This is a genomic window from Mycobacterium sp. 663a-19 (assembly GCF_035616495.1).
In the GTDB taxonomy this organism is placed as follows: Bacteria; Actinomycetota; Actinomycetes; order Mycobacteriales; family Mycobacteriaceae; genus Mycobacterium.
The window spans coordinates 21,343-34,746 of the sequence record NZ_JAPJAV010000003.1; the positions used below are offsets into that span (position 1 = coordinate 21,343).

The 13,404-nt window shown below is 69.7% G+C and carries 13 protein-coding genes; 8 read left to right on the forward strand and 5 right to left on the reverse strand.

Annotated elements, in window-relative coordinates; genetic code table 11:
- Positions 1-160 precede the first annotated feature (160 nt).
- From OQ968_RS06765 to OQ968_RS06800, 8 genes are all read left to right on the forward strand, one after another.
- Positions 161-460, forward strand: a complete 300-nt coding sequence (locus OQ968_RS06765) for a PE family protein (protein WP_324676003.1) — start codon at positions 161-163, stop codon at positions 458-460.
- A 14-nt stretch (positions 461-474) separates the two neighbouring features.
- Positions 475-1,641 carry a PPE family protein gene (locus tag OQ968_RS06770; RefSeq protein WP_324676005.1) on the forward strand — a complete coding sequence of 389 codons (1,167 nt, stop codon included), beginning with the start codon at positions 475-477 and terminating at the stop codon, positions 1,639-1,641.
- A 127-nt stretch (positions 1,642-1,768) separates the two neighbouring features.
- A complete protein-coding gene (locus OQ968_RS06775) occupies positions 1,769-3,487 on the forward strand; it encodes a thiamine pyrophosphate-binding protein (protein ID WP_324676007.1) in 1,719 nt (572 codons plus the stop codon).
- Between the two features lie 9 nt (positions 3,488-3,496).
- Positions 3,497-5,215, forward strand: a complete 1,719-nt coding sequence (locus tag OQ968_RS06780) for an aldehyde dehydrogenase family protein (RefSeq protein ID WP_324676009.1) — start codon at positions 3,497-3,499, stop codon at positions 5,213-5,215.
- A 53-nt stretch (positions 5,216-5,268) separates the two neighbouring features.
- On the forward strand, positions 5,269-6,441 hold the full coding sequence (locus OQ968_RS06785; protein ID WP_324676011.1) for a zinc-binding dehydrogenase: 1,173 nt from the start codon (positions 5,269-5,271) through the stop codon (positions 6,439-6,441).
- Between the two features lie 17 nt (positions 6,442-6,458).
- Entirely contained in the window at positions 6,459-7,286 is an 828-nt protein-coding gene (locus OQ968_RS06790; RefSeq protein WP_324676013.1) for an SDR family oxidoreductase, read from the forward strand.
- 71 nt (positions 7,287-7,357) lie between these two features.
- The gene (locus OQ968_RS06795) at positions 7,358-8,128 is read left to right on the forward strand and encodes an enoyl-CoA hydratase (RefSeq protein WP_324676015.1); all 771 of its coding nucleotides are present in this window, start codon (positions 7,358-7,360) and stop codon (positions 8,126-8,128) included.
- A 95-nt stretch (positions 8,129-8,223) separates the two neighbouring features.
- Complete coding sequence (locus OQ968_RS06800; RefSeq protein WP_324676017.1) at positions 8,224-8,514, forward strand: hypothetical protein; 291 nt, start codon at positions 8,224-8,226, stop codon at positions 8,512-8,514.
- A gap of 7 nt (positions 8,515-8,521) precedes the next feature.
- On the opposite strand, the gene OQ968_RS06805 is transcribed toward OQ968_RS06800, so the two are convergent.
- The 5 genes from OQ968_RS06805 to OQ968_RS06825 form a co-directional block, all read right to left on the reverse strand.
- Positions 8,522-9,694 (reverse strand): dihydrolipoamide acetyltransferase family protein, encoded by a 1,173-nt coding sequence (locus OQ968_RS06805; protein ID WP_324676019.1) that lies wholly within the window; start codon positions 9,692-9,694, stop codon positions 8,522-8,524.
- The gene (gene bkdB, locus OQ968_RS06810) at positions 9,691-10,746 is read right to left on the reverse strand and encodes a 3-methyl-2-oxobutanoate dehydrogenase subunit beta (protein WP_324676020.1); all 1,056 of its coding nucleotides are present in this window, start codon (positions 10,744-10,746) and stop codon (positions 9,691-9,693) included. The genes OQ968_RS06805 and bkdB overlap by 4 nt, the downstream gene beginning before the upstream one ends.
- A complete protein-coding gene (gene pdhA, locus OQ968_RS06815; RefSeq protein WP_324676022.1) occupies positions 10,743-11,834 on the reverse strand; it encodes a pyruvate dehydrogenase (acetyl-transferring) E1 component subunit alpha in 1,092 nt (363 codons plus the stop codon). The genes bkdB and pdhA overlap by 4 nt, the downstream gene beginning before the upstream one ends.
- A gap of 225 nt (positions 11,835-12,059) precedes the next feature.
- Positions 12,060-12,875 carry a CoA ester lyase gene (locus OQ968_RS06820; RefSeq protein ID WP_324676024.1) on the reverse strand — a complete coding sequence of 272 codons (816 nt, stop codon included), beginning with the start codon at positions 12,873-12,875 and terminating at the stop codon, positions 12,060-12,062.
- Entirely contained in the window at positions 12,872-13,369 is a 498-nt protein-coding gene (locus OQ968_RS06825; RefSeq protein ID WP_324676026.1) for a MaoC family dehydratase, read from the reverse strand. Before OQ968_RS06825 ends, OQ968_RS06820 begins: the two co-directional genes overlap by 4 nt.
- Between the last annotated feature and the right edge of the window lie 35 nt (positions 13,370-13,404).

Genomic DNA, 13,404 nt, shown 5'->3' on the forward strand with positions numbered 1-13,404 from the left:
GCAGTCTTGACACCACAAGACAAGTTTTTGATTCCCGAGGACAGCCGCTCGCGCGTCATCTGTCCGGGGTCCTTCGCTGTCAAGAAATTGTCCTGTCATGTCAAGACTCCGAAAGTGGTTGCGCCACACAGTGGTACCAGCCGCCAGGAAGGGGAAAGACATGTCGTTCGTGACCACACAGCCGCAGACACTCATGGCGGCGGCCCGCGTCTTGCAGGGGATCGGCTCCGCGATGGACGCCGACAACGCGTCGGCCGCCGCCCCGACCACTGGGCTCATTCCCGCCGCCGCCGACGAGGTTTCGGCGCTGACCGCGACGCGGTTCGCCACGCACGCCGTCATGTATCAGGCGATCGGCGAGCAGGCCGCGGCGATCCATGAATTGTTCGTCACCACCCTGGCCGCCAGCGGTGGATCCTATCTGTTCACCGAGGCTGCCAACGCCATCGCGAGCCGCTGAGGACGTGCATCGCAATGGATTTCGCGGCGCTGCCACCAGAGATCAACTCTGCCAGGATGTACGCGGGCCCGGGATCGGGGCCGATGCTAGCCGCGGCCGCGGCCTGGGATGGATTGGCCGCTGGGCTGCGTGGCACGGCGGCCTCCTACGGCTTGGTCGTCTCGGATTTGGCCAGTGGGCCGTGGCTGGGGCCGGCGTCGGTCTCGATGGCGGCCGCGGCCGCGCCGTATGTGGCCTGGATGCGCGCCACTGCCGAGCAGGCCGAGCAAACGGCCGTCCAGGCCATGGCGGCGGCGGCGGCCTATGAGGCCGCGTTCGCGATGACGGTGCCGCCACCGGTGATCGCCGCCAACCGCAGCCTGTTGATGGCGCTGATCGCGACCAACTTTCTCGGGCAAAACACCCCGGCGATCGCGGCCACCCAGGCCCAATACGCCGAAATGTGGGCCCAGGACGCCACCGCGATGTACGCCTACGCGGGCCAGTCGGCGGCCGCCTACGCGTTGACGCCGTTCGCCCCGCCCGCGCCCACCACCAACCCGGCGGGGCTGGCCGGTCAGGCCGCTGCGACAGCCCAGGCCGCCGCCGCCCCAGCGGGTACCGCGCAGACGACCATCAGCTCGGCGGCCCTCCAGGTGATGTCCGCGGCGCCCCAGGCGCTGCAGGGGCTCGCGCAGCCGTTGCTGGCCACGGCGCCGGCCTTCGCGGCGCTGTTGCCGAGTCTGCTGGCGCCGGTGAATCTGGGCGTCTCCTCGGCCGGCCTCGGCGGGTCATACACAAGCGCGGGGTTTGCGGCGCGCTACGACCCGGAGGGTGCCGGCAAGCTGGATACCATCCTGAGCCGGCTGGGAGTGGCGCCGGAGATTGGACCGGCAACGCCCGGTTTGGTGTCACCCGGATCGGTGAACGCGGGCCTGGCCCGCGCGGCCTCGGTGGCCGCGTTGTCGGTGCCGCAGGGATGGGCCATGGCGGCACCGGAGATCAGGCTCGCCGCCGCGGCATTGCCGAACGCCGGCGTCGGCCCCGCCCCCGCGGTCGCGGCCGGCACCCCGGGGAGCCTGTTGAGCGAACTTGCCCTAGCGGGCATGGCCGGCCGCGCCATGGGCGGACGGTCGCCAGGTGCCACCGCCGCGCAGCGTCAGACGCCCACGTTGACGATCGTGATCCAGAGCGCCACTTAGCACATGCCAGGGCACTGCCGATTGTGTCCTGAAGTGCCAAGAAATTGTCCTGTGCTGTCAAGACTTTCCAACCGCCGCGGCGCATAGTGGCAACCACACGAAGACGGGCCTCGACAGGAGGTTGGAAATGGCCGAGATCACCGGTGGCGAGCTGTTCGCCCGCGCGCTGCAAGCCGAAGGAATCGAGTTCGTGTTCGGGCTGCCCTGCCCCGAAATCGACCCGCTGCTGGCGCAATTGGAGGCGCACGGCATCCGGATGGTGCCGGTGCGCCACGAGGCGGCCGCCGTGCACATGGCCGAGGGGCTGTACAAGACGACGGGCAAGGTGGCCGCGGTGCTGGGCAATCCCGGTCCCGGCTCGGCCAACCTGCTGCCCGGGGTGGTCACCGCCCTGCACGAAGGTGTTCCGGTGCTGGCGATCACCTCCCAGCACCGCCTCGGCATCGTCTACCCGTCGCCGCCCTCGACGTTTCAGGGCCAGGACCAGCTCGACCTGTTCCGGCCGGCGGTCAAGTGGGGCGGGCCGATCTTCGAGTGGGCGCGGATTCCCGAGGTGCTGCGGATGGCCTTCCGCGAGATGCACAACGGCCGCCCGGGCCCGGTGCACATCGAGCTGCCGGCGCCGATCCTGTATGAAACCGGCGACCCGCGGACCGCTCCGGTGTGGCCGCCGGCCGCCTACCGGGTGGGACCACCGCAGGCCTCGGAGGCCCAGCTCGACGAGGCCGCCGCGCTTCTTGCCGCAGCGAAGCGCCCGGTGTTGATCGCGGGCAGCGGCGTCGACCGCGCGGGGGCGCAGAGTGTCCTGCTCGAGGTCGCCGAACTGCTCCGCTGCCCGGCGATTCCCTCGATGGCGGGCCGCGCCAGCGTCCCGTCCGATCACCCCAACTACGTCTTCGGCTTCGGCCCCGCCGGTGATCTCGCCCGCAACGAGGCCGACGTGCTGCTCGTGGTCGGGTCGCGGATGGGCAATCTGGACGTTCCCTACGACTCCTACTGGGGCGATCCAACCGGCAAGCAGCTGATCCAAATCGACATCGAGCCCAGCGATTTCGGTGTCACCCGGCCGCTGCACCTGGGCATCCTCGCCGACGCGAAGGCCGCGCTCGAGGGCATCGCCGCGCGGCTGCGCTCGGCCGACGCCGGCAAGCGCGACGGCGCGGACCTGGCGCGCTACCGCCAACTCGACGAGCAGGTGCGGGCGGAGGTAGCCACCCCGATCCTGCAGTGGCAGGGCCCGGGCATTCATCCCGCCCATGCGCTCGGCGCGATCGGCGCGGTCTTCGGTTCCGACGCCGTGTATACGGCCGATGGCGGCAACACCTCGCTGTGGGCCCATAGCCTGCTGCCGCCCACCCGCCCGCACTCGTTTCACACGATCCTCGAGCTCGGCATGCTCGGCACTGGCATCCCGTCCGCGATCGGCGCCAAGCTGGGCGCACCGGACCGCGAGGTGGTGTGCGTGACCGGCGATGGCGCGGCGGGCTTCAACGTGATGGAGTTGCAGAGCGCCGCGCGGGAGGGCATCGACGTCACGGTGATCGTCTTCGCCGAGGGCTCGTGGACCATGGAGGAGATCAACGAGCGCCAGCTGTACGGGACCACCTTCGGGACCGCCCAGGGCGAGATCCGGTGGGACCTCGTCGCCAAGGGGCTGGGCTGCCACGGCGAGTACGTCGACCGCATCGAGGACCTCGACGGCGCGCTGCACCGCTCGCGCGAACACCGCGGTCCCAGCCTGGTCTGCCTGCGCACCGACCACGACGCCAACTTGGCTGTGCCCCTTGAGATGACGTCGCGGTTCTTCGAGGTTTACTTCGGCCCGGCCAAGCCGGCCACCGTCTAGGAAGGCGTGATGACCACAACGACCTCGCTCGACACGGCAGCGCTGGACAAGGCGCTCGACGACCTGCACGCCGGTGCGCCCACATGGGTCGCCCTGCCGCTGAAAGACAAGGTTGCGCTGCTCGAGGAGCTGCCGCGAAAGATCCTCGACGTCGCCCCGCAGATGGTGGCGGCGGCCGGCCAGGCGAAGGACATTGCCCCGACGTCCGGTTGGGTCGCCGAAGACTGGCTGACCGGCGTCTGGGCCTTCGTCCAGGGCGTCAACTCGCACGCCCTGGTCTTGAAGCGGATCCTTGCCGGCCGAGAGCCGATTAGCCCCAACGCCGTTCGCACCCGGTCCGACGGCCAGGTCGTCGTCGACGTCTTTCCGGTCACCGGATACGACCGCTTGCTGCTCAACGGCTGGAAGGCGCAGGTTTGGATCGAGCCCGGCGTCAGCGCCGGCCAAACCCGCGACGACGCCGCCAGGATGTACCGCGGCGCCGGCTACGCCCACCCCGGGGTCTCACTTGTCCTGGGCGCCGGCAACATTGGCAGCATCACCACGCTCGACATCCTGGACCAGTTGTTTGCGCAGGGCAGTGTCTGCGTCGTGAAGATGAACCCGGTAAACGAATACCTGGGGCCCTTCTACGAGGAGATCTTCGGTGAGTTCGTCTCGCGTGGCTGGCTGCGATTCGTATACGGCGGTGGCGATGTCGGTGGGTACCTGGCCCACCATCCGAAAGTCGACTCCGTTCACATGACCGGCTCGGCGACGACCTACGACGCGATCGTGTGGGGTGCCGACGGCGAGGCCGCGAGCCGTAAGGCCGGCAACACGCCGGTTCTGCAAAAGCCGATCTCGGCCGAACTGGGCGGCGTCAGCCCGATGATCGTCGTGCCCGGCGACTGGAGCCAGGCGGACCTCGAGTTCCAGGCCGAGCACATCGCGTCCAGCAAGCTCAACAACGCCGGCCACAACTGTTGTGCCACACAAGTTCTGGTCGTGTCGGAGGATTGGCCGCTCGCGGATCGGCTGGTCGCCGAGGTCCGCAGGGTCATGCGCGAGGTCGAGCCGCGCCGCACGTACTACCCGCGCTCGGACGACAACACCGACCGGGCCTGCGAGGGAATGGGCGGTGAGTTCCTCGGCGCCGACAAGTCGCGCGCTCTCATTCCCGACGTCGACCCGCGCAGCGGCGCCAGCATCCTGCGCGACGAGGTTTTCGCCGGCGCCATGGGAATCGTTCGCCTTCCCGGCGAGAGCACTCGTGAGTTCCTGCGCAATGCAGTCGAGTTCTGCAACGACGTGCTGCCCGGCACACTCGGGGCGAGCATCGTCATCGACCCGAAGACGCGCAAGCGCAACGCCGCTGCCTTCGACGAAGCGATTTCCGGCTTGCGCTACGGCGCCATCGGCGTCAACGCATGGTCCGGGCTGAACTTCTTGCTGGGCTACACCCCCTGGGGCGCGTTTCCCGGGCACACGCCCCAGAACATCGGCAGCGGCACCGGCGTGGTGCACAACGCCTTCTTGCTGCAGCACGTGCAGAAGGGCGTTGCGGAGATTCCGTTCCGCCCATCGCCGCGCGCCATCGTCAAGGGCGAGCTGACCATGTCGCCCAAGCCGGTCTTCTTCGTCACGAACAAGACGGCCGAGACCACGCTTCGTCGGCTCGTGAAGTTCCTTGTCCACGGCAAACCCACGGCGCTGCCCGGGATCTTCGCCTCCGCTCTGCGCGGCTGACCGCATACTGGGATCAACATGACAAACAACGGGAGCTCGACGGGAAGGTCGACATGAAGGCGGTCACCTGCACCGACGCAAAGCTCGAGGTGGTCGACCGGCCAACCCCGACGCCGGCCAAGGGCCAATTGTTGATCGACGTTCTCCGGTGTGGCATCTGCGGCTCGGACCTGCACGCGCGCCACCACTGCGACGAGCTCGCCGAAGTGATGGTCGAATCGGGCTACGACGACTTCATGCGATCGGATCAGCAGGTCGTCTTCGGGCACGAGTTCTGCGGCGAGGTCGTCGATTACGGCCCCGGCACCCGCAAGTCACCGCGGGCCGGCACACGCGTCGTCGCGATGCCGCTGCTGCGCCGCGGCAAGCAGGTGCACGCGACCGGGCTGACGACCGAGGCGCCGGGCGGCTACGCCGAGCAGATGCTGGTCGAGCAGGCGCTCACCTTCACCGTCCCGAACGGGCTTGCCCCCGATGTGGCCGCGCTGACCGAGCCGATGGCCGTCGCCTGGCACGCCGTCCGGCGGGGCGAGGTGGGCAAGGGTGATGTTGCGATCGTGATCGGTTGCGGCCCAATCGGACTCGCGGTCATCTGCATGCTCAAGGCGCGCGGGGTGCGCACGGTGATCGCCAGCGACTTCTCGCCCGGCCGGCGCGCGCTCGCGACACGATGCGGCGCGGACGCGGTCGTCGACCCCGCGCAGGACTCGCCCTATGCCGCGGCAGCGGGTCACGGGCATCTCGACACCGTCCTCGACGCGTTCGACCTCGCGATCGGCACGGTCGAAAAGCTCCGCAAGCTGCCGCTACCCTGGCAGCACATCTGGCGCGCCGCCGAAGCGGCCGGCGCGGCCACGCCCAAGCACCCCGTCGTCTTCGAATGCGTCGGTGTCCCAGGCATTATCGACAACATCGTCACCAGCGCGCCGCTGTTCTCACGCGTCGTCGTGGTGGGTGTGTGCATGGGTGCGGACCACATCAGGCCGTCGATGGCGATCAACAAGGAGATCGACCTGAGGTTCGTGCTCGGCTACACGCCGCTCGAATTCCGCGACACGCTGCACATGCTCGCCGACGGCAAGGTCGACGCCACGCCGCTGGTCACCGGGATGGTCGGGCTGCCCGGGGTCGACGCCGCGTTCGACGCCCTGCGCGACCCCGAGGCGCACGCCAAGATCCTGATCGACCCCAAGAGCGACGCCGCGAGTCCGCGGCCCGTCGGCTGACGTCCAGAAGGATCACCATGGGAAAAACCATCGACCTCACCGGCAAGACCGCGGTGGTCACCGGCGCCGGATCGGGCATCGGCGCGGCGACCGCGCGGCTGCTCGCCCGGCGCGGCGCCAAGGTCCACGTGGCCGACATCAACGCCGACGCGGCGGCCGCCGTGGCCCGCGAAATCGGCGGCGGCGCAGTCGATCACGCGATTGACGTGAGCCGTCCCGAGGAGGTCGAGGCGCTGGCCAAGGCCGTCTTCGACGCCGACGGGCGGGTCGACATCCTGCACAACAACGCCGGCATCGGCCACGGCGCCGACATCGACTCCACCACCGTCGAGGACTGGCAGCGCGTGATCAACGTGAACCTGCTCGGCGTGGCCTACGGCGTGCAGGCGTTCGTGCCGCGGATGCTGCACCAGGGCCACCCGGCCACCATCGTCAACACCGCATCGGAGGCCGGCCTGCACCCGATCGCGCGCATGGCGCCCTACTGCGCGTCGAAGTACGGCGTCGTCGGGATGAGCGAGGCGCTCGACGCGGAGCTGCGGCCACGCGGCATTCGCGTCGTCGCGCTCTGCCCCGGCGTCATCAACACCCCGCTCGTGCGGGAGGGAACCATCGTGCACGGGCAGCTCGCCGCGGATCAGGCCAAGATCGTGGCCTTCTACCAGAAGCACGGCGCGTCGCCGGACACGGTCGCGGCTGCGGTGCTCGACGCGATCGCGCGCCCGCGACTGATAGTGGTCTCGCCGCGCACGCACGTCCTCGGCCCGTATCTGCTGCACCGGCTCTCGCCGCGACTGATGCAACCGCTGGCCCGTAACCTCACGAAGATCATGACCCGGGGTTAGGTCACGCCGACGCCGTGTACGTAATGTTGCTGGGCAACGAGGCCAACCCCTGAAAACCGCGGAGGTGCCCGGTGGCCCAACCCGAACTCGTGTTGTACAGCGTCGACGATCACGTCGCGCTCATCACCGTCAACGACCCCGACCGGCGTAACGCGTTCACCGCCGAGATGTCGGCGTTGCTGCGCGCGGCCATCGAGCGGGCCGAATCCGATCCTGGCGTGCACGCCGTGGTGGTCACGGGCGCGGGCAGGGCGTTCTGCGCGGGCGCCGACCTCAGCGCGCTGGGCGCCGCGGGTGGCGGGGCGGCGGAGTCGGGGCTGACGCTGATCTACGACGGCTTCATGGCCGTGAGCAAATGCAAGCTGCCCACCATCGCCGCGGTCAACGGCCCGGCCGTCGGCGCCGGGCTCAACCTGGCGTTGGCCGCCGACGTGCGCATCGCCGGGCCGGCCGCACTGTTCGACGCCCGCTTCCAGAAGCTCGGCCTGCACCCCGGCGGCGGCGCAACCTGGATGCTGCAGCGAGCGGTCGGCCCGCAGGTGGCCCGCGCGGCCCTGTTGTTCGGAATGTGCTTCGACGCCGGCTCCGCCGTGCGGCACGGGCTGGCGCTCAGCGTCGCCGACGACCCCGTCGCGGCCGCGCGGGAACTGGCGTCGGGGCCGGCGGGCGCGCCGCGCGACGTGGTGCTGGCGACCAAGGCCACGATGCGCGCCACGTTCAGCCCGGGTTCGCTGGACAACGAGCAACACGAACTGACGATGCGCGCCGAATTGGGGCCGCAGGCCAAGTCCATCCAGTCCCCCGAGTTCGCCGCCCGGCTGGCCGCGGCGCGGGGCCGCTAGCGTTGTGTGTTTTTGGGATCGGTAGCAATCCGTCCCGGGTGAACTTGCCGCGAAGACGCCGCGCGAGGCGGCGCCCCGAGCAAAGGAAGCACAGCATGATCTCCACCCCCATTCTGAAGCGGCTCGTCGCCGGAGCGCTGCTGTCCAGCGGTGTCGCGATGGCCGGGTTCGGGCTGGCCACAGGAACCGCGCAGGCCCAGCCCAGCGTTGCGCCGCAGGTCTATTGGTGCCCGAACCAGCCGTGGAACCCGGCGTGGGGTGAGAACAAATACTGGAATCAGTGCTGGGACACCGACAACCCCCCGCCCCACCCGCCGCCACCGCCGTTCCACCAGCCGAATTTCAACTGCGGCCTGTTCTGGTGCCCGGTGCCGCCCCACTCCTGACGGCGGGCTAGAGATCCAGCAGCGCGGTCTCGGGAGACTCGATCAGATCCCTGAGCTCGCAGAGGAATTGGGCCGCCTGCGCCCCGTCGGCGACGCGGTGGTCGAATACGCACGTCAGCGTCGTCACCGGACGCACTACCACCTCGTCGCCGACGGCCACCGGCCGCGGCTTGATCGCCCCCATGCCCAGGATCGCGGCCTCGGGGTGGTTGATCACCGGCACGCCGTCGTCGACGCCCAGGGCGCCGAAGTTCGACACGGTGAAGGTCGAGCCGCGCAGCTCGGCAGGCGCCAGCGTGCCCTCGCGCGCCCCGGTGATCAATTCGCCTGTCCGGCCGGCCAGTTCGCGGGTGGTCTTCTTGTGCGCGTCGGTGATCACCGGGACGAGCAGTCCGCGTTCGGTCGCCACCCCGAAGCCGAGGTGCACGTGGCGGTGGACGTGCACCTGCGGCCCGTCCGGGGAATCGACCCACGTCGAGTTGAGGATCCCGTTGTGGCTGAGCGCAATGACCAGCAGCCGCAGCGTCAGCACGAACGGCGTGATCTCCGGCTGCGCCGGGCGGAACCGGTCGCGCAGCCGCAGCAATTCGGAGCAATCGACACCCGCACTGACCTTCGCGGCCGGAATCTCCTTGTGGGACAACGCCATTTTCTCCGCCATCCGCGCCTGCACACCCTGCACAGACCGAACGTCTGAGGCAGCCCGGGAGCCCTCGGCGGCCGAGATCACGTCCGCGCGGGTGATCACCCCACGATGCTGTATCGAGGCGAGGTCGACGGAGAGCTCCTTGGCCAGTTTGCGCACCGGAGGAGCGGCGCGCGGCCGGCCCCGGCGCCGGCTGACGTCGATGTCGTCATTCGCGCCATAACCGACCAGCGTGGGCGCCGTGGATTGGCCGTTGGCCGCGGGGGACTCCGCGCTCGCCGGGGCAGTCTCGATCCGCACCAGCACCGCGCCCACGTCGAGCACATCGCCCTCGGCGCCGTACATTTCGACGATCCGGCCCGCATACGGGCTCGGGATTTCCACCTCGGCCTTGGCGGTCTCCACCGAACACAGGACCTGATTGAGCTCGACCTCGTCACCGACCGCGACGTTCCAGCGCGTCACGGTGACGTCTTCGAGTCCCTCGCCGAGATCGGGAACCCGGAATGCCTTGATCCGCTCGTCGGCGCTCACGGCTGCTCCAGCGCGCGCTCGACGCAGTCCAGCAGCCGGTCGGGGCCGGGCAGCCACAACCGCTCCAGCCGCGCCGGCGGGTAAGGGGTGTCAAATCCGCAGGCCCGCAACACCGGTGCTTCCAGCTCGTAGAACATCTCCTCCTGGATGCGGGCGGCCAGGCCGGCCCCGTAGCCCAGGCTGCGCGGCCCCTCGTGCATCACCACGCAGCGCCCGGTTCGATGAATCGAGGCCGCGACGGTGTCGAAGTCCAACGGGACCAGCGATCGCAGATCGATGACCTCCAGGCTCCAAGCACGTTGGCGCTGAGCCTCTTCCGCGGTGGCGACGGCGGTGTTCACCAGGTTGCCGTAGGTGATGACGGTTACGTCGGTGCCCGGACGGCGCACCATCGCCTGGCCGATGGGCGGTTCGGGCCGATCGGTGTCGACCGCGCCGCGCCCGTGATAGCGCCGCTTCGGTTCCAGGAAGATCACCGGGTCGGGGCAGGCGATCGCGTGTCGAAGCAGCCAATAGGCGTCGGACGGATTCGACGGGACCACCACCTTCAGGCCGGCGGTGTGCGCCCAGTACGCCTCGGTGGAATCCGAATGATGCTCGGCCGCACCGATACCGCCGAACGACGGGATTCGGACGGTGACCGGCATGTTCACCTCGCCGCGGGTGCGGGTGCGGTACTTCGCCAGGTGGCTGACCAGCTGGTCGAACGCCGGATAGGAGAAGCCGTCGAACTGGATCTCGGGCACGGGCACGAAGCCGCGCAGGGCCAGCCCGACCGCGATCCCGATCAGCGCGGACTCCGCCAGCGGGGTGTCGAAGCATCGGTTCTCGCCGAACGTCCGGGCCAGTCCCTCGGTCACCCGGAACACCCCGCCCTCGACCGAGACGTCCTCGCCGAACACCAGGACCCGATCGTCGGCGGCCATCGCGTCATGCAGCGCGCGGTTGAGCGCCTGCACCATCGTCAGCGGCCGCGCGCCCGGCGCGCCGTCTTCGGCTGTCGCCCTTAGCGTTTCATCGGGACCGGCCGGACGATCGGCGAGCTGGGTCATTCAAGCCTCCCCAGCTCGGCGCGCAGCTGTTGGCGCTGCGCCTGCAATCCGGGAGTGATTTCGGCGTAGACGGTGGTGAAGACCTCGTCGATGTCGATGTCGGGCGCATCGAACACCGCGTCGCGCAGCTCGGCGCGCAGTCGTTTCGACCGGGCCGCGACCCGCTCCTCCAGGCGTTCCGACCACAGCCCCTGGCCCCGTAAGTAGGCGCGGTAACGAGGAATCGGGTCCAGCGCCTCCCAGCGCTCGACCTCTTCCCGCGTCCGGTACCGGCTCGGATCGTCGGCGGTGGTGTGCGGGCCCAGCCGGTAGGTGACCGCCTCGATCAGCGTCGGGCCGCCGCCGGAGCGGGCCCGGGCGGCGGCCTCGGCGACCACCGCGTAGCACGCCAGCACGTCGTTGCCGTCCACCCGGATCCCGGGCATGCCGTAGCCAATCGCCTTGTGCGCGATGGACGGTGCGGCCGTCTGCCTGGAGATCGGCACCGAGATCGCCCACTGGTTGTTCTGCACGTAGAACACGCAGGGCGTGGTGAACACCGCGGCGAAGTTGAGCGCCTCGTGCACGTCGCCCTCGCTGGTGGCGCCGTCACCGAGGAAGGCCACCGTGACCGAATCCTCGCCGAGGCGTTGCGCGGCCATCGCCGCCCCGACGGCGTGCAGGGTCTGGGTGCCGATCGAAATCGCCATCGGGGCGCAGCATTTCTTGGTGAATTCCAGCCCGCCGTGCCAGGTTCCGCGCCATGCGGCGCCCACATGCCCAGGCGGGATGCCGCGCACCAGGAAGGCGCCCAGCTCGCGATATTGCGGAAACAGCCAGTCCGTTTTGCGCAGGCAGGCGGTCGCGCCGACTTGGGCGGCCTCCTGGCCGCGGCACGACGCGAACAGCGCCAGTTGCCCCTGGCGCTTGAGGTTGACGAATTCGATGTCCAGCTCCCGGGTGACCACCATCGTCTCGTAGAGCCAGCACAGTGTCTCGGCGGCAAGGTCGCGGCTGTAGCGGCGTTCCGCCGTCGGCGTGCCGTCCGGGGCGACCAGTTGCACCGGGTCGAGGTCGACAGTCATCGGCGCCTGAGTTGCCTGTGCCATACCGCCTCCCCAGCTCCAGGGGTCACGCCGTTTGAAAAATGCCGCCCTCTCGGTTCGCCCTGCGTTCCGTCCTGTGCCTTTTGCGCGCAAGTGCCGTGGCAAACCCGCAGCAAAACCACGGCCGGGGCTCACCTCGCCGCGACACTGACGCACTTTCCATTATGCGCTCAAATGCGAAGGGACCTCGTTTGATCGCGGATCCCGACCGAACGTGTCGCGCGCGCTTCAGGCCGGCTTTCCGGCCCGCCGCAGCAGCATTTCCGCGTGCTTGAGCACCGGCGAGTCGACCATCTGCCCCTCGAACGCGAACACCCCTCGCTCGGTCTGCGCCGCCGCCAAAACCCTACGCGCCCAGTCCAGCTTCTCCTCGGTGGGGCGATAGGCGTCGCGCACCACCGGGACCTGGGTCGGGTGGATGCAGACGGTCCCGTCGAAGCCCACCGCGACGGCGTCGTCGGCCTCCGCCCGCAGGGCCTCGAGGTCACGGATGTCCAAATGCACGGCGTCGAGCGCGATCCGGCCGAACGCGGACGCCGCGAGCAGGGTCGTCGACCGGACGTGGCGGGCAACGTCGCGATAGGTGGCATCCGACCGCCGGCTGGAGCTGCCGCCGAGTGTGGCGACCAGGTCCTCGGCGCCCCACATCATCGCCACGGTGCCCTGCGCCGCGGCGATTTCGGCGGCGAACACCGCGCCGCGCGGGGTCTCCACGAGCGCGACGACGTCGCGCGGCGCGAGCGCGGTCACCTGCGCGGCCGACTCGGTCTTGGACAGCATCACCGTCGTGTATGGGGTGTCGGCCAGGGCGTCGAGGTCGCGGGCCTGCTCGTCGGTGCCGGCTGCGTTGATCCGCACCACGGTGCGCTCGGGGTCCAGCGGCGTCTCGCGCAGCGCCTTGCGGGCGGCGGGCCTGTCCGCCGCGGCAACGCCGTCCTCGAGGTCGAGGATCACGACGTCGGCGGCGGCCGCGGCCTTCGCGAACCGCTCGGGCCGGTCGGCCGGGCAGAACAGCCAGGCGGGGCCGGCGGCGCGCAGGTTCATCGCGCCTCCCCGCCGGCGGGCCGCTTCTGGACCAGCGTGGTGCGCACCGCCCGCGCAACGACGTCGCCGTGCTGGTTGCGGCTGGTGTGCTCGAGGGTGACGATGCCCTCGGCGGGCCGGCTCTTCGATTCGCGCTTGCCGGTGCACACGGTCTCGGCGTAGAGGGTGTCGCCATGGAAGACCGGCTTGGGGAACGACACCTCGGAGAAGCCGAGGTTGGCCACGATGGTGCCGAGCGTCAGCTGCGCGACCGACAGCCCGACCAGGGTCGAGAGGGTGAACATGGAGTTCACCAGCCGCTCACCCCGGAAGCCCGGCTGCCCGGCCGCCCAGGCCGCATCGAGATGCAGGGACTGGGTATTCATGGTCAGCGTGGTGAACAACACGTTGTCGGCCTCGGTGGCGGTGCGGCCGGGCCGATGCAGGTATGTCGTGCCGATCTCGAACTCCTCGAACCACAAGCCCCGCTGGACAATTGACTTGGCATCCGTCATGCGCGCCGCTCCTCCTCATCGCTCCGCTCTGCATC